Raw genomic sequence first — 24,740 nt, 5'->3', positions numbered from 1 at the left:
GACACGGCGGAGGCGCGATTGAAGACATCGGCAAAGGCACTGGCCGCTTCGCAGCACCGCCGCGCCGCGGGACTGCGTCTGTCGGTGGGTTTCATCCTCGCCCGCCGGTTTACCCTGTGCGCCTTCGCCAATTTCGTCGACGTGCTGCGCCTCGCCGCCGACGAGGGCGACCGTAGCCGCCACATCGCCTGCGACTGGAAGGTCATATCGGACACGGGCGCCCGCATCCCCTCCAGTTCCGGAATCAGCATCCAGCCCGACGAACAGCTCGGCTGTCCCAGCAGGTTCGACTATATCGTCGTCGTCGGCGGCCTGATCGACGAGATCGAGGGGTTCGGCTGGGAATATGCCGCCTATCTCCGCAAGGCCGCGGCGCTCGGCATCCCGCTGGTCGGCGTGTGCACCGGCGCCTTCCTCCTGCACGCGGCGGGTCTGCTCGACGGGTATAAATGCTGCGTCAGCTGGTTCCACCACCGCGACTTCCTCGAGAAGTTCGACGGGCTCGACCCCGTTTCCGACCGCATCTTCATCGTCGACCGCGATCGACTGACCTGCTCGGGCGGGGCGAGTTCGGCCCATCTCGCCGCCTATCTGGTCGACCGGCACGTCGGCCGGGCGCAGGCGAGCAAGAGCATGCACATCATGATCATCGACGAGGCGCTGGGCGGCGAGAAGGCGCAGCCGGGCACGATGCTCGATTACCGCACCGACGATCCCATCGTGCTGCGCGCGCTGATGATCACGCAGCAGAATATCGACATGCCGCTGTCCGTCGCCGACATCGCTGAGCGGATGGGCAAGAGCAAACGGCAGCTCGAACGCCGGTTCAAGACCGCGCTGGGGGTATCGCCGCAGGTCGCGTTCATGGACATCCGCCTCTCGCTGGCGAAGCACATCCTGCAGACGACCGACAAGTCGATCACGACGATCGCGGTCGAATGCGGTTTCTGCGATTCCTCGCATATGAGCCGCATGTTCCGCCGCCGCTTCGGCCGGTCGCCGCTAGAAGTACGCACCTTGCCGACCGGCGCGCGAAGCGCGGCGATGGGCGACGCGGGTATCGCCGCTCAGCCCGGCGCGGCCTGATCCGGCGCGCCCGTGGCGGGCGGCATCAGCCCCAGCGCCCGCTTCAACGGGTCCAGCCACGGCTCGAACGGCCGCCACTGCGCCATGCCGGTGCGATAGATCGGCTGGCGGACCTGTTCCGAACTGGCGGTCCGCACCGACCGCCGGGTCTTGTGAAAGTCGAGGCAGGACGGCTCGAACGCCAGCCCGCAATGGTCGAGGATGCGGCGGACCTGCCCCTCCAGATCGGCGATCATGTCCTCATATTGCACGCGCAGCACCTTGCCCGGCAACACCGCGTCCCAATGCGCCATCAGCCGTTCGTAGCCGCGATAATAGCGCCCGACCTCTTCGAGGCCGTAGGTGAACTCCTGCCCCTCGGCGAACAGTTGCTTGAAGCCGGAGAAGCAGCAATCCATCGCGTCACGCCGCGCATCGATGATCCGGGCGTTGGGCAGGATCAGGTGGATCAATCCGATGTGCCGGAAATTGTTCGGCATCTTGTCGGTGAAATGCGGTCGCCCGGTGCGATGGATCCGCGTCTCTTCCAGAAACTCCCGCCCGAAGCGTGCGAGGTCTTCGCGCGGCTGATCGGCGAGGCAATCGGGATAGATCTCCCGCTCGTCGGCGCGGCGGCGACCGTTCAGCCGATGCGCCAGCGCCATGATGTTGGGCAGCTCCAGCGTCCCTTCGACGCGGCTGTGCGAGGCAAGAATCTGTTCGACCAGCGTCGATCCCGCCCGCGGCAGGCCGACGATGAAGATCGGCGCGTCGCTCGGGTCGCCCGATCCGGCCAGCCGTGCGAGCAGCTCGGGCGTGAAGACGCGGATCTGCGCCGCCATCTCCCGGTCCATCGCATCCGCGTCGTAGCGTGACTGTTCGCGGCGCAGCCGGTTGCCCGCGTCGTACTGCGCGAAGGCGGCGGCGTGGTCGCGCCGGTCCTCATACGCCTTGCCGAGCGCGAAGTGAAGGTGCGCGCGATCGTCGATCGAGGTGCCGGGCGCGTCGGCGGCGGCGGCCATGGCGTGCATCTCGGCATCGGTGAAGCGATAGGTCTTGAGATTGGCGAGGCTCCAATAGGCATCGCCGAAGTCCGGCTGCACGCCATAGGCCGCGCGATAGGCGGCGACGGCCTCCTCCTGCCGTCCGATCGTCTTCAGCGCATGGCCGCGCGCCAGATGCGTTCCCGCCGCCGCCGCACCCGCCGCGACCAGTCGGTCGTAGATCGCCAGCGCCGCGTCATAGCGGCCGATCGCCGCGCTTTCGTTCGCGAGCGCGTTCTGGAACAACGGATTGCCGGGATCGATCGCATGCAGCCGCTCGGCCTGCGCATGGGCCGCGGCGAATTTCTGGCGCTTGTGCAGCACCCCGACATAATCGAGCCGCGCCAGCGCGTAATCCGGCTCGAACGCCAGCGCGCTTTCGAGCAGGAATTCGGCATCGTCATAGACATGCAGCCGCGTGCCGATGTCGGCGAGCAGCCGCATCGCCTCGACATCGGTCGGATGCGCGCGCAGATAGCGACGGCACAACTCCTCGGCGGGTTGCAGCCGCCCTTCGTAGATCATGCTGGCGACCGCCAGCAGTTCCTTCGGCAGCGCGCCCAGATAGGCAACCTCGCCCCGCGCGCGTTCCGCCTCGCGCGGATCATCGCCATTGAGCGCGATCAGCGCGCGCCAACTGGCGATCAGCGTCGGATTGCCCGCCACGGCGCGGTCATAGGCCGCGCGCGCCTCGTCCGGTCGGTCGAGCGCGACCAGCACATGCCCGCGCTCCTGCGCCGCCCGCGCATAATCGGGATGGGCGGCCGTCAGCCGGTCCAGCGTGGCGAGCGCGTCGTCCGGCTTGCCCTGATACCGCTGCGCGACCGCCATCACGTACAGCAGATCGCGATCATCGGGCACGGCGGCCAGCCCGTTCCGGGCCAGCATCTCCGCCTCGACCAGCCGTCCTGCCTGAAGCGCGTTCTTCGCCTGATCCGCCGTCATCGCGTTCGTTCGATCTCCGATAGGAACGCCGGTTCCCGGCATCGTCGCGGATGCCGGGAACCGACGCCGGGGTTACATGTCCACCGTCACCTTCAACCCGATCGTCCGCGGCCGGTTGGTCGTGATCCGCGGAATCTGGTCCTGGTTGTTGTAGAACAGTTGCGCCCGCGTGTCGGTCAGGTTCTCGCCATAGATTTCGAAGCGATACTTGCCGACCACGAAGCCGCCGCTGGCGTCGAACGTGCTGTACCCGTCCTGCCGGACCCGCAGCGCCGAAGCGAGCGAGTTGTAGCTGTGGGCGGCCAGCTGCGTCCCGACCTGCGCGAACCAGCTCCGATCCTCCGCCAGGACGCCGTCGTAGCGCAGCCGCAGATTGCCCTGGACCTTCGGCGTCAGCGGCAGCTGGCTGCCGACCGGGGCCAGTTCGATCACGGTCGACTGCGTACCGGTCAGCTTCGCATCATTGTACGATACCGCGCTGAACAGCGTCAGCGGCGGCGCGAGCTTGATCGTCAGGTCGCCCTCGAACCCGTTGATGCGCGCGTTCGCCGCATTGTCGATGAAGGTCAGGTTGGACACGTTGACGGTATCGAGGCGCGAGACCTGGATATTGCTCCAGTCGACCCGATAGAAGCTGCCGTTGAAGCGGACCTTCCGGTCGAACAGGTCCGTCTTGAACCCGATTTCATAGTTCTTGACGGTATCGGAGACATAGTTGACCGGCACCGTCGGATAGGCCGGGTTGAACGACGGCGCGCCGCCGCCACGGTTGAATCCGCCCGGGCGGAACCCCTCGGAATAGGTGGCGTAGAACAGCAACTGCCCGTCGGGCTTGAAGGTCAGCGTCGCCTTGGGAACGAAGCCCTTCTCCCGCAGCTTGGGGCGATTGTAGATCCGCCCGCCGGCGCCGGGAACGGTGGAGTCGGTGCCGAGGTTGGCGAAGTTCGACGAGCCGTAGAACTCCGTCGTCTGCCAATAGTAACGACCGCCGCCGCTCAGGATCAGCGTCTTGGGGACGATATCGAACGCCGCCTCGCCATAGATCGCCTTCTGCTCGCCGATCCGCGTGACGTCGTTGAAGAAGGCGACACCGGCCGGCCGCGTGCGGGGATCGATGTTCCGCGCCGCCGCGATCGGGGCGTTGCGCGCGAAGCCGAGCTGCGGCGTCGCCTCATAGACGTAATCGTCCAGCGCCTCGAGCTTCGTCCGGTCGTAGAACAGACCGGCCGTCAGGCGGATCCGCAGGTCCTGCGGCGTGGAAAGCCGCGCCTCCTGCGTCAGGCGCCGGATGCGCTGGTTGCCGCTATATCCCTTGACCGGATTAAGGCAGCGCCGCGGCGTCGTATAGGTACAGGTGTAATAGGCCGCGAACGCGCCGGTGTTGGTATAGCCGGTATAGTCGACCGCCTGCGCGATCTTCCGATCCAGATACGCGCCCGTATAGACGAGATCGAGGTCCTTCAGCCGGCCGTTGACGGTCCACGCGGTCTGGCTGAACTTGTCGCGCAGGAAGTCGGGGAAGAAGCGCGTCACTTCGAGGTCGCCGACCTTGGGATCGTAGTCGAACACGCCGTCCGTCTCGAGATTCTGCCGCGCATGGGTGACGAGGACGTCGAGACCGGGCGCCACGTCATATTTCGCACTGAGGCGAATACCGCGGTAGCTTGCGTCGTTGAAGTTCTTTTCGACGAGGTTGCTGTTGTTCGCCGTTTCATACGTCGTGCCCGGTGCCGACGGCAGCGCCGGGTTGACCGCCGGGCTGGGCGTATATGTCCCGGCGACGTTGTCGATGTAGCCGCCCTTGTTCGCCGAATAGAACACGCCGCGCACGGCCAGCCGGTCGGTCAGCGGAACGTTGACGAAGCCCTCCACCGCGTTGCTCATGTCGCCGCTCTTGGTGAACTCGGCCGAGCCGGTGACGCTCGCGCTGAACCCGCTCATGTCGGGCTTGTTCGTGATCAGCCGCACCGTGCCGGCCATCGAGCTGGCACCGAACAGCGAGCCTTGCGGTCCGGGCAGAACCTCGATGCGCGCCATGTCCGTCACATAGACGTCGAGGTTGCGGCCCGGCGACGTCACCGGCTGCTCGTCGAGATACATGGCGACGTTCGGTTCGGAGCCCTGCGCGCCCGACAGCAGCACCGTGACCGCGTCGGTGGCCTGGCCGCGGATGTACACGTCGTTCTGGCCGGGGCCGCGGCCGCCCGAGCGGACGCTCGGCAGATACTTCACATAATCGTCGAAACTGGCGATGTTCAGGTTGTTCAATGCCTTGGTGTCGAGCGCCTGCACCGACACCGGTACGCGCTGGATGCTCTCGCTCCGCTTGGTCGCGGTGACGACGATGTCCTGGATACCGTCGGCCGAACTCTCCGTGGTGGCCGCGCTCTCCGTCGTCGGTGCGGCGGCGCCGTCCGTTGCGGTCTGCGCCCATGCCGGCTGCCCACCCAGCACGACCATCGTCAGTGCAGATGTCGCGTACAACCCAAGCATACGCGATACGTTATGATCCCTTTTCATTCCCGCCTCCCTCAATGAAACCTGACGACCAATCTGCTTGGCCGTCGCAAATTCCTCCGGCGTGATTATCGATTGTTTTGTTATCGTTCTTACCTGCGGCCCGAATATTGACGGTGCCGCTACACTCACCAGCCCATCGGGCCGGGAATTCTTGACCGTTCCTGTTGCGCGCGGCTGCGCCGCTCAGTGCGACCGGGCGTCCGGCGCATGGTCGGGCGCTCGCGACACGAGCAGTGCGTCGGGCGATCGCGACAAGGCGAGGTGCCGCTCGAACTGCGCGAGCACGTCGGCGATCACCTGATCGTGGCAAAGTCCCAGAATATCGTATCCCTGCCCGCCGCATGCGAAGAAGGTTCGCGCCTCGAACCGGTCCTCGACCGCGATCGCATCCGCAGCCGACAGGGTCGCGCGCGGACGGGCCGTTGCCCGCGCGCCGTAGACGAAGCAGCGCTGCCCCGGGGTCGGGGACTCCAGCCAGACGCTGTCCTCGTCCCGGCGGACGGTGGCCGACCGGCCGCGATCGCTCAGTTCGCCCGCGACCGCCTGCAACGCGGGCAGGACGGTTTCGGCGAGGAAGCCGCGTACTTCGTCGGCGGTCGGCGTGTGCAGCGCGAAACCGAGCCGCGCCTGCCACGAGCGGTTCGACACAGGCCGGGCATAGTCCGCCACGGCGCGGCCCGGCAGCGCATATTGCGCCATGTCGGCGCGCATCCCGCGAAACAGGCCATAGACCAGGGTCAGCATCACGATCGCGAAGGGCAGCGCGGCGATGATCGTCGCCGCCTTCAGCGCGGCGAGGCCGCCCGCCAGCAGCAGGATGATCGTGACCAGCGCTTCCAGCACGCACCAGAACAGCCGCTGGGCGGAGGTCGTCACCGTCTTTCCGCCCGACGCGATGATGTCCATCACCAGCGAGCCGGAGCTTTGCGAGGAGATGAAGAAGATGCCGATCATGAAGACGGCGAGCGCGGTGGTGGCGCTGGAGAACGGCAGATAGTCGAAGAACTTGAACAGGGCGATCGAGACATTGTCCCGGACCGCCGCCGACAGCGCGCCATCGGCGATGCCGTGATCGAGGTACAGCGCCGTGTTGCCGAAAACCGTCATCCACACGAAGGTGAAGATCGACGGCAGCAGCAGCACCGCCAGGATGAACTCCCGCACCGTCCGCCCGCGCGAGATGCGCGCGATGAACATGCCGACGAACGGCGCCCACGACATCCACCATGCCCAGTAGAACAGCGTCCAGGCGTTGATCCAGGCGTTGGGCGCATAGGCATAGACGTTGAAGGTGCGGGGCACGAACGTCGTCAGATACAGGCCGATGTTCTGGACCAGATCGCGCATCAGCACGATCGTCGGTCCGGCGACCAGCACGAACAGCATCAGCCCGATCGCGAGCAGGATGTTGAGCTCGCTGAGCCGCTTGATCCCCTTGCCCAGCCCCGACAGCACCGACAGCGTCGCGATGGTGGAGATGACGACGATCAGCAACACCTGCACGCCGACGTTCATCGGCACCCCGAGCAGATAGTTCAGCCCGCCGTTCACCTGCTGCACGCCGAGGCCGAGCGACGTCGCGAGCCCGAAGACGGTGCAGCAGATCGCGAAGATGTCGACCGCGTCGCCGATCCGGCCGTGGATGCGGTGCTTCAGGATCGGGTACAGCCCCGACCGGATCGTCAGCGGCAGATTGTAGCGGTAGCCGAAATAGCCGAGCGACAGGCCGACGATCGAATAGATCGACCAGGCATGGATGCCCCAATGGAAGAAGGTGATGCTCATCGCATCCTGCTGTGCCGCGACCGATCGCGCCACGGCATCGGGCGGCAGCACGTCGTGCATGATCGGCTCGGCGACGCCATAATACATCAGGCCGATGCCCTTGCCCGCGGCGAACAGCATCGCGACCCAGGAAGCGAAGCGGAAATCGGGAACGCAATCGTCGGGACCGAGCTTCAGGTCGCCGAACCGGCTGAAGGCGAGGATCGTTACCGACAGGAGGAAGATGCCGACGGCGAGCATGTAGAACCAGCCGACTTCGGCCAGGATACCGGCCTCCACCCTCGACAGGATCGCCTCGGCCTGGTGCGGCAGGAACGCTCCCACGCCCGACAGGACCGCGATGACGCCAACCGAGCCGTAGAATACCGGCGGATTGATGACGAACCTGCTCACCCCCAACTGTGCCCCCTTTTCTTCGTCGATTGCCTTCCCGCCCGTTGCCCTGATGGCCCGGCCGGGAAGCACGTCATTCCCCTGCTTGTGATCCTTGGTGGCCCGGCTCCGATCGTTCGTCGTGCACTCGGCTTGGCATGGAGAAGAGCATGGCGCCCGTCGCTCGGACCATCAGGACTGCGACATGAAGCCGTCACGAATGCGTCACTGCAAATATATTTCGGATGCAGAACGAACGCGCAGTTCGAGTTCACGCGATAGCGATCGCGATGCGTTCAGCTACCGCACGCCGCGAACGGATCGGCTTGTCCTGCGGCGTTCGCTCAGGGCAGCGCGACGACGCGCACCGCATGCCCGCGTCCCTCCAGCCACGCCACCAGCGCGGCGAAGGACAAGGCGACCGTCGCGGTATTGCGCAGCGGATGCACCGCGATCCGCTCGGCCTGCTCGAACGCGGCATCGAACACCAGTGCAACCGCGCCCGGCGCCGCATTCGCGATCGCCAACGGCGTCACCGCGCCCGGCGTCACGCCCAGCACCGTCTCCATATCCTCGGCCTTGCCGAACGAGAATTTGCCCGCTCCCAGCAGCTCCGCAAAGGCCTTCAGATCGGCGCGGCGGTCGCTCGGCAGGACGATCAGCCACAATTTCCTGTACTTGTCCTTCAGGAACAGGTTCTTGGTATGCGCGGCCGGCAGCGCGGCATGGATCGCGGCGCTTTCCTCGACCGTGAAGACCGGCGGATGTTCCAGCTTCTCGACCGCGATGCCGGCCGCTTCGAGTTCGGCATAGAGTTCGTCTTCGGTCATCATCCGCCCCTCAACATTCCGGGAAGCTGACCGCCAGCCCGCCCTGCGACGTTTCCTTGTACTTGGCGTGCATGTCGGTGCCGGTACGCATCATCGTCTCGATGACCTGATCGAGCGAGACGATATGCGTCCCGTCGCCACGCAACGACAGCGACGCGGCGTTGATCGCCTTGATCGCGCCGAACGCATTGCGTTCGATGCAGGGGACCTGCACCAGCCCGGCGATCGGATCGCAGGTCATCCCCAGATGATGTTCCATCGCGATCTCGGCGGCATTCTCCACCTGCAGATCGGTCGCCCCCATCGCGGCGGCGAGACCGGCGGCGGCCATCGCGCTGGCGGTGCCGACCTCGCCCTGGCACCCGACCTCCGCGCCGGAGATCGAGGCGTTGAGCTTGGTGAGGACGCCGATCGCGCTGGCGGTCAGCAGGAAATCGTGCATGCCCGTCCGGTCCGCACCCGGCCAGAAATCGCGATAATAGCGCAGCACCGCCGGGATGACGCCCGCCGCGCCATTGGTCGGCGCGGTGACGACGCGCCCGCCCGCGGCATTCTCCTCGTTCGTCGCGATCGCGAACAGGCTGACATGGTCCATGATGGCGTGCGGCGCCTGCCGGTTGCGGAAGCGGTCGCCGTCCAGCTTCTGGCGCAGCGCCCGCGCGCGGCGCGGCACCTTCAGCCGCCCGGGCAGGGTGCCTTCGGCCTGCATGCCGCGGTCGATGCAGGTCATCATCACGTCGATCACGCGATCGAGATACTCCTCCAGCTCGCCCGCGGAGGCGCGCGACCGTTCATTGGCGCGCATCACCTCGGCGATGCTCAGGCCATGCGAGCGGCAGATCGCCAGCAACTCGGCCGCGCGACGGAAGGGAAAGGGCGGGCACGCCTCGTCCTCGGTCAGCGTGGTGTCGCCGACCAGATCCTCCGGCACGATGAACCCGCCGCCGATCGAGCACCAGCGTTCGCTGAACACGACATCGCCATCGGGGCCGAGCGCCGAGAGCCGCAACGTATTGGGATGGACCGGCGTCTCGCCGACGCGGTCGAACACGATATCGGCATCGGGATCGAAGGCGATGGTGCGCCCGGCGACGATCAGCCGCCGCTCGCTGCGGGTCTGTTCGACGATCCGGTCGATATCCTCGGGCGCGATCGCGTCGGGCAGGAATCCGGCCAGGCCCAGGACCACCGCCTTGTCGGTGGCGTGGCCCGACCCGGTCCATGCCAGCGACCCCAGCAGATCGACCCGGACGCCGGCAAACGACACGCCGCGCAGATTCTGCGCGAAACTGTGCGCGGCCTTCATCGGCCCGACCGTATGCGACGAGGACGGTCCGATACCGACGCGGAAGAGGTCGCGGACGCCCAGCATCGCGTCTACGCCTCGGATTCGGCGACGCGCAGCAGCCCCTCGGTATAGCGCGCGAACGACCGCCACACCTCGACATGGAAACGGTCCGGCGCGCGCCGCCACAGGACGACCTCCGCCTTGTCGTACATCGTCCGCGTGCACATACCGACCGGAAAGGCGGTGAGCGCCAGGTCCAGTGCGCAACCGCTCGCCAGCAGCCTCTCTGCACCGATGCGGCCGTCGGCCACCTCCAGCGCCACCTGCCGGTGGCCGACGTCGACCAGCGCGCACAAGGCGTCGCCCAGCCGTGCCTGGAGCGACGCCACCCAGTCGTCCGGCGCATCTGCGGACAGCAGCAGCCATTCGTCCGGCCCCAGCCACAACGCCGCCAGCGAATCGTCACCGACCGAGCGGCAGGCTTCCGCCGGCAGGGCGATACCCAGCCGCTCGCCAACGGTATCGAGCATCGCCGCCGGGCAGCGCAGCACCGCACGGCCGAAATGACCAAGCGGCCGGATCGCAGCGCTGGCTGCCGTGAACGGCGAGACGGGGGACAGGTCAGACATCGATGCGGGTGCCTTCCGGATCGTAGAAGATGGGTGAGACGATCTCGACCGCGATCGGTCCGCCGGGCATCGGGACGCGCAACGTCTCGCCGATCCGTTGACGGCCGTCGCGTACCAGCGCCAGCGCGATCGGCGCGTCGATGGCGGGGCTGTGATAGGCCGAGGTGACATGGCCGATCGGCGTCGTCGCCGCCGACGGCACCACGATCTGCGCCCCTTCCTCCAGCACCGTCCGGCCGTCGACGCTCTTCAGGCCGACCAGTTGCTTGCGACCCGGCGCCGACAGCGCCGGGCGCGCCAGCGAGCGCTTGCCGACGAAATCCGGCTTGGCCTTGCCGATCGCCCACGACAGGCCGACATCGTCGGGCGTGACCGTCCCGTCGGTTTCCTGGCCGACGATGATATATCCCTTCTCGGCGCGCAGGACGTGCATCGTTTCGGTGCCATAGGGGACCATGTCGAACGCCCTGCCGCGTTCCCAGATCGCCTCCCACACCTGTCGGCCGTAACCGCTCGGCACGTTCACCTCGAACCCCAGCTCGCCGGTGAAGCTGACGCGCATGAGCCGCATCGGCACGCCGCAGATGCGCGCGTCGGCGATGCTCATGTGCGGGAATGCCGCCGCTGACACGTCCAGCCCCTCGATCAGCGGGGCCAGAACCTCGCGCGCGCGCGGCCCCTGCACCGCGATCACCGACCATTGTTCGGTCGTCGAGGTCAGCCAGACGTTTAGATCGGGCCATTCGGTCTGGAGATAATCCTCCATCATGCCCAGCACGCGCGCCGCACCGCCGGTGGTGGTGGTGACGTGGAAGCGATCCGCCGCCAGCCGCCCGACCACCCCGTCGTCCAGCACGAAGCCGTCCTCGCGCAGCAGGACGCCGTAGCGGCACCTGCCGACGCCCAGCTTGGTCCAGGCATTGACGAAGAAGCGGTTCATGAACTCGGCCGCATCCGGCCCGACGACCTCGATCTTGCCCAGCGTCGAGGCGTCGAAGATGCCGACGCCGCGCCGCACCGCGGCGCATTCGCGCGCGACCGCGGCATGCATGTCCTCACCGGCGCGCGGGAAATAATGGGCGCGCCGCCAGTTGCCGACATCCTCGAACGCCGCGCCCTGCCCCTTCGCCCAGTCGTTGATCGCGGTGATCCGCGCCGGATCGAACAGGTCGCCGCGCGCATGGCCCGCCAGCGTGCCGAACGTCACCGGCGTATAGGGCGAGCGGAAGGTCGTCAGGCCGATCTGCGGGATCGACCGGCCGGTCGCTTCCGACACGATGCCGAGCGCATTGATGTTGGACAGCTTGCCCTGATCGGTCGCCATGCCGGTCGTCGTGTACCGCTTGACGTGCTCGATCGACAGGAACCCCTCGCGCGTGGCGAGCAGGATATCCTTGGCGGTGACGTCGTTCTGCCAGTCGACGAACGCCTTCGCCTTGGTCAGGTCGCTCGACGTCGGGGCCGCGCCCATATAGCCGCCGGTGCCCTGCGCGTGGCGCAGTTCGACCGTCGCGACGGCTGCCGCCGCCGACGGGGCGAAGCCCGCCGCCGACGCCGCGTCGCGCCCGGCCGCGATCCCGTCGCCCAGCGCATCGGCAAGGGCGAAGCGACCGCGACACGCGCCCGCCGATCGCTCCGCCTCGGCGGATACGTCCGGCAGATAGGCCTGCGACGCCTCGTCCCACGCGAGCTTGCCGCGCGACTGCGAGAACAGGTGGACGCTGGGCGTAAAGCCCCCCGCCATCAGCACCGCGTCGCAGCGATGGCGGCGCGTCGTGCCCCCGGCGGTGATGGTGATCGACGCGACGCGCAGGCCGCCGGTCGTGCCGTCGATCTTCGCATCCGTCACCACCGGCAAGCCCGCCTGCCGCGCCGCGTCCGACGCCGCCGAGCGCGGGCGGATGTCCGCCACCGCCGCGATCGTCACGCCCGCCGCCGCCATCTCGTGCGCGACGCGATAGGCATTGTCGTGTGCGCCGACGACGACGATCGTCCGCCCCACTGCGACGCCATATTGCTGCAGATAGGTGCGTGCGGCATCCGCCAGCATGATGCCGGGCCGGTCATTGTCGGGGAACACCAGCGGGCGTTCGATCGCGCCGGTCGCCAGCACCACCTGTTTCGCACGGACCTGCCACAGCCGTTCGCGCGGGGCGCCCTCGGCCGGGGACGAAAGATGGTCGGTCAGCTTCTCGGTCAGGCCGATCCAGTTGTGCGGGTAATAGCCGAACGCGATCGTGCGCGGCAGCAGCGTGACGTTCGGCAACGCGGCGAGCGCCGCCACTTCCGCGTGCAGCCAGTCGGTCGCCTGCCGACCGTCGATGGTCGTGTCGACCGCCGCCAGCAGCGATCCGCCGAACCGTGCGCGATCGTCGCACAGGATCACCCGCGCGCCCGCCTCCGCCGCCTGGCGCGCCGCCGCGATCCCCGCCGGGCCGCCGCCGATGACCAGCACGTCGCAATGCGCGTAGCGCTGCGTATAATGGTCGGGATCGGGCAGGGTCGGTGCGACGCCCAGCCCGGCCGCCTCGCGGATGCGCGGCTCGTACAGCCGGTCCCACGCCTTCTTCGGCCACATGAAGGTCTTGTAGTAGAAGCCCGCCGGGATGAAGCGGCTCAGCAGCTTGTCGTTGACCGCCATGCGGTCGTTCTCGAGGCTGGGGTGCCGGTTCTGGCTGACCGCGTCCAGCCCGTCGTACAGCTCGACCTGCGTCGCCAGCAGATTGGGCGCATAGCGTGCCGCATCGCGACGGATGCCGACCAGCGCATTGGGCTCGTCCGCCCCCGCGCCCAGGATGCCGCGCGGGCGGTGATATTTGAACGACCGGCCGACCAGATGGACCCCGTTGGCGAGCAGCGCGGAGGCGAGCGTATCGCCCTCCAGCCCCGCATAGCGTTTGCCGTCGAAGGTGAAATGGATCGTCTGGTCGCGGGTCACGCTGCCGCGTGCGATGCGGTGTTCGGGGGATTTCATGCGCGATCCACCTCCGGGGGCTGTTCGCCGACCTTGTACGTCGCGAGGAACGTGTCGCTGCGCGTGTCGCGAATGGCGTTGAAGAAACGGGCACAGCCGTGCAGGTGCCGCCACCGCTCGGCATGGATGCCCTTCGGATTGGACCGCGTGTAGAGATAGGCGGTCCACTCGGCATCGCTCAGGTCGGCCGGCCGGACCGGGCGATCGATATGCGCCTCGCCGCCATAGCTGAACTCCAGCTCGGGCCGCGCGCCGCAATAGGGGCAGGTGATAAGCAGCATCGCTACGCCTCTCAGTGCGCGACGGCGGCAGCAGCCGCCTCGTCGATCATGAACCCGTCGCGGAAACGCTCGATCGTGTACGGCGCGTTGATCGGGTGCGGCGCGTCGTTCGCCATCGTATGCGCCAGCAGATGCGCGGCGCCCGGCGTCGCCTTGAACCCGCCCGTGCCCCAGCCGCAATTGACGTACAGCCCCGGCACCGGCGTCTTGGCGATGATCGGCGAGCGATCGGGCGTCACGTCGACGATCCCGCCCCAGCTGCGCAGCATCCGCATCCGGCGGAACTGCGGGAACAGCTCGCAGATCGCCTCCAGCGTGTGGGTCGCGATGTGCAGCCCGCCGCGCTGGGTATAGCTGGTATAGGCGTCGGTGCCCGCGCCGATCACCAGCTCGCCCTTGTCGGACTGGCTCATATAGGCGTGGATCGTGTTCGACATGACGACGCACGGGAAGATCGGCTTGACCGGCTCCGACACCAGCGCCTGCAACGGATAGCTTTCCAGCGGCAACCGGACGCCCGCCATGCCCAGCACCACGCTGGTATGCCCCGCCGCCGACACGCCGATCCGGCGCGATCCGATGAAGCCGCGCGTGGTCTCCACGCCCGACACCGCGCCGCTGGCGTCGCGGCGGATTCCGGTGACTTCGCAATTCTCGATGATGTCGACGCCCAGCGCATCGGCGGCGCGGGCATAGCCCCAGGCGACGGCATCATGCCGCGCGGTCCCGCCGCGCCGCTGCAACGCCGCGCCCAGCACCGGATAGCGCATGTTGGGTTCGATATTGAGCGGCGGGCAGAATTCCTTCGCCTGCTCCGGCGTCAGCCATTCGTTGTCGACGCCGTTGATGCGGTTGGCGTGGACGTGGCGCTTGAACACCTGCACGTCGTGGATGTTGTGCGCCAGCATCAGCACGCCGCGCTGCGAGAACATGACGTTGTAGTTGAGCTCCTGGCTCAGCCCCTCCCACATCTTCAGCGCGTGATCGTACAGCGCCGCGCTTTCGTCGAAAAGATAGTTGGAGCGGATGATCGTCGTGTTGCGGCCGGTATTGCCGCCGCCGATCCACCCCTTTTCCACCACCGCCACGTTGCGGATGCCGAACCGGCTGGCGAGATAATAGGCCGCGCCCAGCCCGTGCCCGCCGCCGCCGACGATGATCGCGTCATAGGACGCCTTCGGCGTGGCGCGCCGCCATTGCGGCTGCCAGCCCTTGTGACCGCCCAGTCCCTGCCGGAACAGCGAGAATGCCGAGAAGCGCTGCATCAGCCGCGCGCCGTTTCATAGATCGGGAAGCGCGCGCACAGTGCGACCACGTCGGCGCGGACCTCGTCGATCAGCGCATCGGGCACCTCCCCTTCCGAGGCGGCATCGAGGATGCGGTTGATCAGGCGACCGACCTCCTGGAAGGCCGGAACATCGAAGCCGCGGCTGGTCAGGGCGCCGCTCCCCAGACGAATGCCAGACGTCACGAAGGGTTTCTCCGGATCGAACGGGATGCCGTTCTTGTTGCAGGTGATGCCGGCTTCATCGAGGACGTGCTCGGCGCGCTTGCCGGTCAGCTTCTTGGGCCTCAGGTCCACCAGGACGACATGCGTGTCGGTGCCGCCCGACACGATCGTGTAGCCGTTCGCCTCGAGCACCGCGGCGAGCGCCTGCGCGTTCTCGACCACGCGACGTGCATAGTCGCGGAATTCGGGCCGCAGCGCCTCGCCGAACGCGACCGCCTTGGCCGCGATGACATGTTCCAGCGGCCCGCCCTGGATGCCGGGGAAGATCGCGGAGTTGAACTTCTTGGCCAGCGCCTCGTCGTTGGTCAGGATCATCCCGCCGCGCGGACCGCGCAGCGTCTTGTGCGTGGTCGTCGTCACGACATGCGCATGATCGAGCGGATTGGGATGCGCGCCGCCCGCCACCAGCCCGGCGAAATGCGCCATGTCGACCATCAGCACCGCATCGACCGAATCCGCGATCTCGCGGAAACGGGCGAAGTCGATCTGCCGCGGATAGGCCGAGCCACCGGCGATGATCAGCCGCGGATGATATTCGCGCGCCAGTTCGGCAACGGCGTCGTAGTCGATCCGCTGGTCGTCCTCGCGGACGCCGTAGGAAACGGCGTTCAGCCACTTGCCCGAAAAGGTCGGGGCGGCGCCGTGCGTCAGGTGCCCGCCATGCGCCAGGCTCATCCCCATCAGCGTCTCGCCCGGCTTCATCAGCGCGAATTGCACCGCCATGTTCGCCTGCGCGCCCGAATGCGGCTGGACGTTGGCGAATTTCGCGCCGAACAGGCGACAGGCGCGGTCGATCGCCAGCTGCTCGGTGACGTCGACATGCTCGCACCCGCCGTAATAGCGGCGGCCGGGATAACCCTCCGCATATTTGTTGGTCAGGACCGACCCCTGCGCCTGCAGCACCGCGGTCGACACGATGTTCTCCGACGCGATCAGTTCGAGCTTGTCGCGCTGCCGCCCCAGTTCGGCATTGATCGCGGCGTCTACCTCGGGATCGGCAAGGGCCAGCGCCCCGCCGAAAAACGCCTGTCCCGCGTCGCCGCCCCGATTGCTCGTATCCGCCATGATGGACCCCCTGTCTCTGCGGACGAGGATGCGGTTTCACCGGGTCCACCGCTGGAACAGGCGCGCCGCCGATCGCGGAGATTTGCGACAGCCTGCCGAAGCGCGGAACATGACAGGCCGCGCTGCGTTCGGTCGCGCCGCAGGGTCGTGCTGGACCAAGGCGATTACGCGGATGCGGCGCAACCCGGTATCGATATCATCGAGTCCGCCCTCGACGGGACCATCTTCATACTGCCGGGCGAGCCGCGCCGGGTCTGCCGGCGGCGATGGTCGAACCGGCAGACCTTCAGGCGTGGCGCATCGGCGGCATCAAGGCTGGGCGCGTACCCGGCGGGCATACCATCCGAAGAAGGCGATGACGAGATAGCACAGCGCGGGCAGGCCCAGCGCCACGGCGAGGCTGCCCGACATGTCGGCGATCATGCCGCTGACGAGCGGTACGACGGCGCCACCGAAGATCGCGACGTTGATGATGCCCGATCCGTCGGCCGAACGGCTTCCCAGCCCCTCGCAGGCGAGACCGAAGATCGTCGGGAACATGATCGCGTTCATCAGGCCGACGGCAAGCAGGCTGGCGGCGGCAACGGTGCCCGTCGTGGTGGCGGAAACCAGCAGCAGCACGATCGCCCCTGCCGCCACCGCCGCCAGCAGCTTGCCGGGGTTGATCATGCGCAGCAGCCCCGACCCCACGAAGCGGCCGATCATCGCGCCGCCCCAGTAGAAGCCGATCAGTCGCCCCGCCGCCTGTTCCGGCAGCCCCAGGACGCGATCCTGCATGATGTAGCTGACGATCAGCGACCCGATCGTCACCTCCGCGCCGACGTAGAGGAAGATGCCGAGCGCGCCGAGCCCGAAGCGGGGGCGCTTCAGGAGGTCCAGTCCGGCCAGCCCTTCGCTCGCCTCGTGCCTTTCCCCTTTCAGGCGGTTGCGGAACAGCCAGACCGCGGCGGCGACGACGGCCAGCGCGGCGGCGATGCCGAGATAGCCGTGAACGATCGCGCGACTTTCCGCGACGCGGTAGTTCGCCAGCGCCTCCCCGGACAGCTGGGCCGCCGAAACCTGCGCCAGCGAACCGAGGATCAGGACCGAACCGATGATGGGAAAGATCGTCGTGCCGACCGAATTGAACGCCTGCGCGAAGGTCAGGCGGCTGGTCGCCATTTCCGGTCTGCCCAGCATCGAGATCAGCGGATTGGCGACGACCTGCACGATGACCACGCCGCTCGCCAGTACGAAGAAGGCGAAGAGGAACAGGGCATAGATCGCCATCTGCGAAGCCGGGATGAACAGCAGGCACCCGGCCATCATGATGACGAGCCCGGCGAATGCCCCGCGCATGTAACCGATCTTCTTCACCAGCTTGGCGGCGGGGATGCCGACGAGCAGATATGCCGTGAAGAACCCGAACTGCACCAGCATCGCCTGCGTGAAGTTGAGCGTGAACAGCTCCTTCAGCTTCGGGATGATGACGTCGTTGAGGCTGGTGATGCCACCGAAGATGAAGAAGAGTGCGAAGACGAACACGCGCAGTTCGGGGGCATCGATAAAGTCGTCACCCTTCCTGGTTGCGCCACCGACTGCAACTGCCATGGAATGTACCTCCTTAAAGCGGGAAAGAAAGCTGCATGAGCGACGTGATGGTCAACCGGCCGGTCGCCGGTGCTTCGCCGAAGCGATGCTGGTGGACAAGGCCGCTGTGCAGGCAATTGGCCGGATAGAGGATCATCCGGTTGAACCCGAGGTCGATCGCACGAACCTGCGCGAAGGCCGGGGTCGATCCGTCGGCATAGCGTCGGTCGGGCAGGCCATGGTGCCGGGCGTCGCGCGCGAGCTCTGCCGGCCAGCGGGCCGCGCTTGCCGGGTCGATGCGCTGCAACCCGGTGCGTTCGTGACGATAGAAGGCGGTACCGCGATGCGGCGGGTGACAGAGATAATGGACCGCGGCACAGATCGAGGGGTCCGCCGTGTCGAAATGCGGGATATGCTGGATCGGTGCGAGGCCCGCGGGATCTTCGGTGACGCTGGCGAACGTGACGTCGCACACCGCGACCCGACCGGCGGTGCCGATGACGTCGGCCGCCGTCGCGGACAGCCATCCGGCATAGTCCGGCGGCACGGCGGCGCGGACGCCGGGGTACATGTCCCGGTCGCGGCGCGCGAACGGCGTGGCCCGCGCGGCGGCGACCAGCGCATCGGGCGCGGGATGCGCGTCGTCCACGATCCACAAGGGCACGACCGCCGCGTCCATGGTGTCACAGGCCGCCGTCACGCCTCCATCCGGGTCCATTGCGCGGCGGCGCGATCCAGCGCGTTGCGGCGGCGGACCAGGTCGGCGACCTTCTCCAGCGACAGCATCATCGCCATCAGCGCCAGCAGGTCGTCGAAGTCGGGGATGGCGGAGCGCTGACGCGCCAGCGCCGCATCGTCGATCGCATACAAGCCGTCGACATCGACCCGCTCGCCGGAGTCGAGCATGATATCGAGCCGGGCCGGTGTCACGAGATCGGGCCGCAGTGCGAGATCGACCAGCGCGTCCGTCCGCGGCGCCTGCACCGCCATGTCCGACAGCAACGCCACGATCCCGCGGATATAGTCGCTGTCGGTGCCGTCGCCCTCGACGATCGCCGCATCCCCGCCCGCGTCGATCGCGGCGCTGTCGCGGTCGAGGCACAGCTGACCGCCACCCGACGCCACGTCGACGGTATAGAAGGGCTGCCGCAGGAACCGGGAGGGGACATGGGCGGCGTCGAGCGCGCTGCCCGTCCAGTAGAGATTCTCCTGCGCACGCAGCCCCAGCAGCGCGGCGGGATAGAAGCGTGCCGTCTCGGGATGCTTGACCAGGAAGACCGGATAGCTCGCGCAGGCCTTGCGCAACTCGTCCTTCGACAGCGCCACGAGATGGGTTGCGCCCGCCGGACGTCGTCGCGCCGCTTGCACGGCCTACCAGCCCGCGCTGCGCGCCGCTCCGGACAATCACGATGGGTCAACATCACGTCATCACGCCCTAGAGTCGCGGCAGGTCGAGCGTCTGCAACTTGGTCAGCAGCGCCCGATTGCTCGGTAGCGCGGCGCCCCAACGGGCCTTCATCTGCGCATTGCGCCGCAGCGCCTCCTCCGCCGCCCGCCGGTCGCGCAGCGCGGGCTGCAGGAAGCGCAGGTCGGTGCGGAAGCCCATGCCGTAGAGCACATATTGATAGCTGGCGGCCGGGAACATCTCGTGCGTGCTGCTGAAATCCTGGTCGCCCGGCGGGGTGTAGCGCCACAGCGCCAGCTGGTCGCGCAGGCTCTGTGGAATCGTTTCGGGATCGCGGTTGTCGATCCAGAAGCGGGAATCGGTGCGCTCGCTGAGCATATAGTGCAGCTTCAGGAAGTCGACGATCCGGTCCCAGCGATAGCGGGTCATGGTGTTGAACCGCTCCGCCACGATGTCCATCACCGGGCGCGTCGCCGGGAAGGACGCGGCGAGATAGTCGGCGGACAGCTCGATCAGCACGATCGCCGACGCCTCGAGCGGTTCGAGGAAGCCCGCCGCCAGCCCGATCGCGATGCAATTGCGCTTCCAGAAGGTTTCGCGATGGCCCGAGCGGATCGTCAGCTCGCGCACCGGCAGGTCGGCGATCCTCGGCCCGACATAGGCGGCGAGTTCCGCCATCGGATCCTCGTCGGCGGCGTGGCGGCTGGAATAGACATAGCCGACGCCGCGCCGCTCGCGCAGGCCGATGTCCCAGATCCAGCCGTGCCGCTGCGCGGTCGAGTTGGTCTGCGATGCGATCGGGGCGTCGGGGTGCTCGTAGGGCACCTGCACCGCCAGCGTACGGTCGACGAACAGGTCGCCATGCGCCCTGGTCGAGACCGAGGCGATGTCGCCGCCTTGGCAAGGTTCACGCGCGTCACCTCGTCCACGACGTGGCGCACCCCCAGCGTGTCGACGCAATGCGCCTTCATGAACTCGGCGAAACGTCCCGCATCCAGATGATAGGCATAGTTGGCGATGCCGCCATATTCCGGCGAGGTCATCAGCTTGGGCGCAAGATCGCACTCGCACAGATGATCCTGAAAGCAGACCGCATCGGAAAACGGCGGAACCGCCGCGCCCGTCGCCGCCTCGTGCCAGAAGGGCGCGAGATCGACCGCCGGGAACCCTTCGGGCAGAACGAGCGGATGATAATAATGGTCGTCGTCCGCGCCGGTGCGCCAGCGGGAAAATCGCGCGCCCTGCTTGAACGAGGCCTGGCAGGCGCGCAGGAAGGCCGTTTCGGAAATGCCGACCTTGCGCAAGGTGTTGCGCATCGTCGGCCACGTTCCTTCGCCGACGCCGACGATCCCGATGCGCTCGCTTTCGACCAGCGTGATCGCGAGCGTCGGCGCATCCGCGCTGCGATGGCGAGCGGCGAGAACGGCGGCGGTCAACCACCCCGCCGTCCCGCCGCCGACGATGCACACGGATCGCAGAAACGCTGTCATCATCACCCCTTGCCGTCGCGCCGGATGGCGCGGACCGGCATCGCACCGCCGGGGCGGACGGAGCCGGAGCCCGCCCGCCCGCGACGGCGCCTGTTCAGAACGTCAGGCGTACCCCGAAATTGAAGCGCCGTCCCGTGTCTTCCGCATACAGGAACTGGTTGGTGTAATAGGCATATTTGAACGCCCTCGCATTGGTCAGATTGGCCGCCTCGACGAACACGCCGAAGTTCGGGTTGATCGCGTAATTGGCGCTGGCGTCGAGCTGCGAATAGCTCTTCACCTGCGTCACGGCCTGACCTGCCCCGTTGAGCGGCGGCGGCGCCAGATACTGCAGGAACTTGTCGCGCCAGTTGTAGGCGACGCGCAGCTCCAGCCCGTTCTTGTCGTAGAAGGCGACGGCGTTCGCGGAGTTGGACAGGCCGGTCAGGGCGAACTTGTTGCTCAGATCGCGCACGTTGAGCGGGCGGTTGCTACCCACCAGCGTTCCGTTCACCTGGAAGCCGAAGCCGGTCTGGCCGAAGATCTGCTGCCACGCTGCCTCCAGCCCCCGGACGATCGCATCCTCGCCGTTGACCGGCGCGGTGATCGCGAACTGCGCGGGCAAGCCGGTGCCGGGATCGAGCAACGGGCTGCCCGCCGCGTTCGCGACCGTGCCCGTCCGCTGGTTCAGGACGATGAAGTTGCTGACGTTCTTCAGATAGCCGCCGAGCGACACATAGGATCCGGGGGCGTAATAATATTCCGCCGAAAGATCGAGGTTGCTCGACTTGAACGGCTTCAGCCCGGCATTGCCGCTGTTGGCCGCGAAGTTGCCGGGGCGCAGCGTGGTGAGCATCGTCACCGGGGACAGCTGTTCCAGCGTCGGACGGGTGATCGTCTGCGACGCCGCGAACCGCACCGTCAGATTGTCCCGGACGTCCCACCGCAGCGACATGTTGGGCAGGATGTCGGTATAGTCGCTGCGAGCGACCGTTCGCGCCGTTCCCGACGCGGTCGAGCCATATTGCGTCTGGTCGTTCGCCAGCCGCACCAGTGCGGTACAGGCCGTCGCCAGACCGTTCACGTCGGCCTTGGTATGCTCGATACGGACGCCCGCGACGATCGAGAACGGCGCGTCGGCCAGCGTACCGGCGAACTCCGTCTCGACATAGCCGCCAAAGATCTGCTCCTTGACCAACGTGTCGCTGACGAGCGGCGGCGCGAAGGTGAAGTTCCGCTTGGTCGCGCGTTGCTGGGCGGTGATCGCGTCGAACAGGGCCTGCCCGTCGAAGGTCTGCCAGCTGGTGACCTGCCGGTCGGCCCCGCCGACCCCCTTCAGGAAGTTCGATCCCGCGCCGTACACGGAAATCGGCACGTTGCCCGGCGCGTTCAGATTGTAGCCGCACGTCGTGCAGCCCGTGCCGCCGTCATTCGAGTAGAAGGACGTGCGCTTGCGATCGTTCGAGAAATAGGCGCCGGCGCTTGCCTTCGTCAGCCCCTGATCCTCGCCGTCATACTTCACGTCGAACCGGCCCTGCCACCGCTTGTCGTCGGTGCCGAAGCCGCGCAGCAGCATGACGTGCTGGCACAATTGCTGGCCGGCGCCTGCGACGTTGCCCGACGGCGTGCCCGAATTCGCCGGGGTCGTGCCGCAGCGCGCGTTGGCATTGGCATAGGTCGGCAGCGTCTCGGTGACCCATGGCAAGGTCGCCGAATCCGAGCGATAGCGCACCGACCCGGTCAGATACCCCAGCAGCGCGAGATAGGCCTGCGTGCCCCCGTTCGGATTCTGCGTGGCATGCGAATAGGTGCCGTCCACGGACAGCGTTACCGCATCCGACGTCTTCCAGTCGAAATTGACGCCGAACTGCCTGGTTTCCGTGCGCTTGTCGTTCTTCTTGAAATGGAAGTCCGTCGCGATGCCGGTCGACCGGGTAAGATCGGTCGCGGTGCCGTTGGCGTCGGTGCGAACGTTCGTGAGGTTCGACGCGGTGAACCAGTGGCCATAGGAACGCGCGGCGGTATCGTTGATGAACTTGGACTACAGCGCGTCGCCGGTGATCGTCAGGTCGTCGCTCGGCCGGAATTGCAGCACCAGCGTGCCGCCGAGCCGCTGCCGATCCTCGCTGGTCACCTTCTTGTCGAAATTCTGCGGAATGAACAGGTTGCCCTGCGGGTTCGACGCCGTGACCAGCGAGGCGCCGCCGTTGACCTGCGCTGCCGGCGCCGACGGGTTGACCAGCCAGCCGTCGGTCACCGCCTGCTTGAGCTGGGTGAAACGACGCTGACAGCGGCCGCTGATGAGGATGCCGAACGTGTCGTCGGCAAAGGTGCGCGCCGCCAGGAACGAGACGTCGGGCGCGAACTTGCCCGAATTGACGTCGTAATTGGCGCCTGCCGACGCGGAAAACTTGCCGTCGCTCTAATCGAACGGACGCGCGGCCTTGATATTGATCGTCGATCCGACGCCGCCCGACTGGAGCCGGGCCGTCGATGACTTGTACACGTCGACCCCCGCGACCAGCTCCGACGCCAGCGTGTCGAACGAGAAGGCACGGCCGCTGGCCTGACTGGGATCGGTGGGTGTCGCGATCTGACGGCCGTTGACCAGCACCGTGTTGAATTCCGGACCGAAGCCGCGGACCGTCACGAAGGCGCCTTCGCCGCCCGAGCGATCGATCGACACGCCGGTGATGCGCTGGAGCGATTCGGCGAGGTTCGCGTCAGGCAGCTTGCCGATGTCCTGCGAGGCGATGGCATCGACGATGCCGCTGGATGAGAGTATGTGGCAGGCAACCGGCCGATGGATGGCGATGACGTCGGAACCCGGCAGGTGACCCGCCTGCAGGATCTGGCTGCGCTCGCGGGCTGTTCGACTGCGACCGTCTCGCGCGCGCTGCGCGACGATCCCCGGATCAACGTGGAGACGCGGACCCGGATCTGGCAGCTTGCCTATGACGTCGACTATCCGCTGGCCAAGTATCTCGGCGGCCGCAGCGGCGCCCCCGCATCCAGTTCACTGTCGATCGTGATTCCCCGCCGGCCCTCGCGGACGGTCAGCCTGCGCGAGCCGTTCCTGCTCGAGCTGCTCGCCCAGATCGGCGACGAGGCACGCTTTCACGAGATCGACCTGCGACTGACCCACTTCGCCCCCTCCAACGAGGTCGAGCTGAACGAGTTCTTCGATTCGGTCGTCGGCGATCCGGTCATCGTTCTCGGGCAGGGGCTGCTGCACGAGGCGCTCAACGAGGTGGCGAAACGTCGCCGCAACATGGTGGTATGGGGCGCGCGGCAGGAGGAGCAGAATTATTGCTCGGTCGGCACCGACAATTACGCGGGCGGCCTTCGTGCGACCCCGCATCTCATCAGCCAGGGGCGGCGCAACCTCGTCTTCCTCGGCGACATCATCGGCCCCGAGATGACGCAGCGCTATCGCGGCTTCTGCGAGGCCACGGCGGCGGCCGGGGTTTCGGCGACGCTCGTCAGGTCCCGGCTCGACGTGAACGTCGCGGCGCGGGCGATCCAGGGCCATCTTGCGCGCGGGACGCGGTTCGACGGCATCGTCGCGGTCAACGACGTGTCCGCGATCGGGGCGATCAACGTGCTCATCCGCAGCGGACTGTCGATCCCCGACGATGTGTCGATCGTCGGCTATGACGATATTCAGCACTGCCATTACGTGCGGCCCATGCTGTCCACCGTGTCCCAGAACGTTACCGGCAGCGCGCGCTCGTCGCCAAGGCGATGCTGGGCAACGTGACGGAAGCGGACAGCGAGATCATCCAGTCCGGTCTCATCCTGCGCGATACGTGATGCGACGGAACGGCGGGGCGCGCTCGCTGTCGCGGTGCGGCATGTGGTGTTTGATGCGTAAGCGTGGCGTGAGGACCGCAGTTTATGCGGCTTGGGCTGTTGGCTGATCTGTCTGGGGCACCCAGTTCCACGGCATCAGCTCGTCCCAGCGGGTGGCGGGCCAGTCGCCGGCGACCC

At 67.1% G+C, this 24,740-nt stretch carries 18 protein-coding genes and 1 pseudogene; 2 read left to right on the top strand and 17 right to left on the bottom strand.

Annotation, left to right across the window (positions count from 1 at the left end; translation table 11 throughout):
* Positions 1–18: 18 nt before the first annotated feature.
* On the top strand, positions 19–1,086 hold the full coding sequence (locus ABLE43_RS17955; RefSeq protein WP_348979695.1) for a GlxA family transcriptional regulator: 1,068 nt from the start codon (positions 19–21) through the stop codon (positions 1,084–1,086).
* On the opposite strand, the gene ABLE43_RS17950 is transcribed toward ABLE43_RS17955, so the two are convergent.
* The 17 genes and pseudogenes from ABLE43_RS17950 to ABLE43_RS17870 form a co-directional block, all read right to left on the bottom strand.
* Complete coding sequence (locus ABLE43_RS17950) at positions 1,068–3,053, bottom strand: tetratricopeptide repeat-containing sulfotransferase family protein (protein WP_348979694.1); 1,986 nt, start codon at positions 3,051–3,053, stop codon at positions 1,068–1,070. The genes ABLE43_RS17955 and ABLE43_RS17950 overlap by 19 nt on opposite strands.
* Before the next feature lie 72 nt (positions 3,054–3,125).
* Entirely contained in the window at positions 3,126–5,546 is a 2,421-nt protein-coding gene (locus tag ABLE43_RS17945) for a TonB-dependent receptor (protein WP_348979693.1), read from the bottom strand.
* A 210-nt stretch (positions 5,547–5,756) separates the two neighbouring features.
* Entirely contained in the window at positions 5,757–7,751 is a 1,995-nt protein-coding gene (locus tag ABLE43_RS17940; protein ID WP_348979692.1) for a BCCT family transporter, read from the bottom strand.
* Between the two features lie 323 nt (positions 7,752–8,074).
* A complete protein-coding gene (locus ABLE43_RS17935) occupies positions 8,075–8,560 on the bottom strand; it encodes a prolyl-tRNA synthetase associated domain-containing protein (protein ID WP_348979691.1) in 486 nt (161 codons plus the stop codon).
* A gap of 10 nt (positions 8,561–8,570) precedes the next feature.
* Positions 8,571–9,932: an L-serine ammonia-lyase gene (locus ABLE43_RS17930; RefSeq protein WP_348979690.1), complete on the bottom strand. Its 1,362-nt coding sequence runs from the start codon at positions 9,930–9,932 to the stop codon at positions 8,571–8,573.
* A gap of 5 nt (positions 9,933–9,937) precedes the next feature.
* Complete coding sequence (locus tag ABLE43_RS17925; RefSeq protein ID WP_348979689.1) at positions 9,938–10,477, bottom strand: sarcosine oxidase subunit gamma; 540 nt, start codon at positions 10,475–10,477, stop codon at positions 9,938–9,940.
* Positions 10,470–13,451, bottom strand: a complete 2,982-nt coding sequence (locus tag ABLE43_RS17920; RefSeq protein ID WP_348979688.1) for a sarcosine oxidase subunit alpha family protein — start codon at positions 13,449–13,451, stop codon at positions 10,470–10,472. Before ABLE43_RS17920 ends, ABLE43_RS17925 begins: the two co-directional genes overlap by 8 nt.
* Complete coding sequence (locus ABLE43_RS17915) at positions 13,448–13,732, bottom strand: sarcosine oxidase subunit delta (protein WP_348979687.1); 285 nt, start codon at positions 13,730–13,732, stop codon at positions 13,448–13,450. Before ABLE43_RS17915 ends, ABLE43_RS17920 begins: the two co-directional genes overlap by 4 nt.
* A gap of 11 nt (positions 13,733–13,743) precedes the next feature.
* A complete protein-coding gene (locus ABLE43_RS17910; protein WP_348979686.1) occupies positions 13,744–14,997 on the bottom strand; it encodes a sarcosine oxidase subunit beta family protein in 1,254 nt (417 codons plus the stop codon).
* On the bottom strand, positions 14,997–16,307 hold the full coding sequence (gene glyA, locus ABLE43_RS17905) for a serine hydroxymethyltransferase (RefSeq protein ID WP_348979685.1): 1,311 nt from the start codon (positions 16,305–16,307) through the stop codon (positions 14,997–14,999). The genes ABLE43_RS17910 and glyA overlap by 1 nt, the downstream gene beginning before the upstream one ends.
* Before the next feature lie 309 nt (positions 16,308–16,616).
* Positions 16,617–17,897 carry a sugar MFS transporter gene (locus ABLE43_RS17900; RefSeq protein ID WP_348979684.1) on the bottom strand — a complete coding sequence of 427 codons (1,281 nt, stop codon included), beginning with the start codon at positions 17,895–17,897 and terminating at the stop codon, positions 16,617–16,619.
* A 13-nt stretch (positions 17,898–17,910) separates the two neighbouring features.
* A complete protein-coding gene (locus ABLE43_RS17895; RefSeq protein ID WP_348979683.1) occupies positions 17,911–18,576 on the bottom strand; it encodes a DUF6445 family protein in 666 nt (221 codons plus the stop codon).
* Positions 18,573–19,244 carry a SapC family protein gene (locus ABLE43_RS17890; RefSeq protein WP_348979682.1) on the bottom strand — a complete coding sequence of 224 codons (672 nt, stop codon included), beginning with the start codon at positions 19,242–19,244 and terminating at the stop codon, positions 18,573–18,575. Before ABLE43_RS17890 ends, ABLE43_RS17895 begins: the two co-directional genes overlap by 4 nt.
* A 67-nt stretch (positions 19,245–19,311) precedes the next feature.
* Positions 19,312–20,771, bottom strand: a pseudogene (locus ABLE43_RS17885) (tryptophan halogenase family protein).
* A 94-nt stretch (positions 20,772–20,865) separates the two neighbouring features.
* Positions 20,866–22,782: a TonB-dependent receptor gene (locus ABLE43_RS17880; protein ID WP_348979721.1), complete on the bottom strand. Its 1,917-nt coding sequence runs from the start codon at positions 22,780–22,782 to the stop codon at positions 20,866–20,868.
* 9 nt (positions 22,783–22,791) lie between these two features.
* Positions 22,792–23,007 carry a hypothetical protein gene (locus tag ABLE43_RS17875; RefSeq protein WP_348979681.1) on the bottom strand — a complete coding sequence of 72 codons (216 nt, stop codon included), beginning with the start codon at positions 23,005–23,007 and terminating at the stop codon, positions 22,792–22,794.
* Positions 23,008–23,172: 165 nt separating this feature from the next.
* On the bottom strand, positions 23,173–23,517 hold the full coding sequence (locus tag ABLE43_RS17870; RefSeq protein ID WP_348979720.1) for a TonB-dependent receptor plug domain-containing protein: 345 nt from the start codon (positions 23,515–23,517) through the stop codon (positions 23,173–23,175).
* A gap of 66 nt (positions 23,518–23,583) precedes the next feature.
* Here ABLE43_RS17870 and ABLE43_RS17865 point away from each other — a divergent pair, with 66 nt between their 5' ends.
* Entirely contained in the window at positions 23,584–24,510 is a 927-nt protein-coding gene (locus tag ABLE43_RS17865) for a LacI family DNA-binding transcriptional regulator (protein WP_348979680.1), read from the top strand.
* Positions 24,511–24,740: the final 230 nt, after the last annotated feature.

Origin of the sequence: Sphingomonas silueang (genome assembly GCF_040049155.1) — a bacterium.
GTDB lineage: Bacteria > Pseudomonadota > Alphaproteobacteria > Sphingomonadales > Sphingomonadaceae > Sphingomonas > Sphingomonas silueang.
Note: the sequence above shows the minus strand (reverse complement) of the source record. Positions and strands in the feature narration are given on the sequence as shown.

Excerpts from the sequence above, each read along its gene's own strand:
- ABLE43_RS17950 (WP_348979694.1), bottom strand. The coding sequence starts at position 3,053 with ATGACGGCGGATCAGGCGAAGAACGCGCTTCAGGCAGGACGGCTGGTC.
- ABLE43_RS17945 (WP_348979693.1), bottom strand. The coding sequence starts at position 5,546 with ATGCTTGGGTTGTACGCGACATCTGCACTGACGATGGTCGTGCTGGGT.
- ABLE43_RS17930 (WP_348979690.1), bottom strand. The coding sequence starts at position 9,932 with ATGCTGGGCGTCCGCGACCTCTTCCGCGTCGGTATCGGACCGTCCTCG.
- ABLE43_RS17910 (WP_348979686.1), bottom strand. The coding sequence starts at position 14,997 with ATGCAGCGCTTCTCGGCATTCTCGCTGTTCCGGCAGGGACTGGGCGGT.
- ABLE43_RS17935 (WP_348979691.1), bottom strand. The coding sequence starts at position 8,560 with ATGACCGAAGACGAACTCTATGCCGAACTCGAAGCGGCCGGCATCGCG.
- ABLE43_RS17915 (WP_348979687.1), bottom strand. The coding sequence starts at position 13,732 with ATGCTGCTTATCACCTGCCCCTATTGCGGCGCGCGGCCCGAGCTGGAG.
- ABLE43_RS17925 (WP_348979689.1), bottom strand. The coding sequence starts at position 10,477 with ATGTCTGACCTGTCCCCCGTCTCGCCGTTCACGGCAGCCAGCGCTGCG.
- glyA (WP_348979685.1), bottom strand. The coding sequence starts at position 16,307 with ATGGCGGATACGAGCAATCGGGGCGGCGACGCGGGACAGGCGTTTTTC.
- ABLE43_RS17900 (WP_348979684.1), bottom strand. The coding sequence starts at position 17,897 with ATGGCAGTTGCAGTCGGTGGCGCAACCAGGAAGGGTGACGACTTTATC.
- ABLE43_RS17920 (WP_348979688.1), bottom strand. The coding sequence starts at position 13,451 with ATGAAATCCCCCGAACACCGCATCGCACGCGGCAGCGTGACCCGCGAC.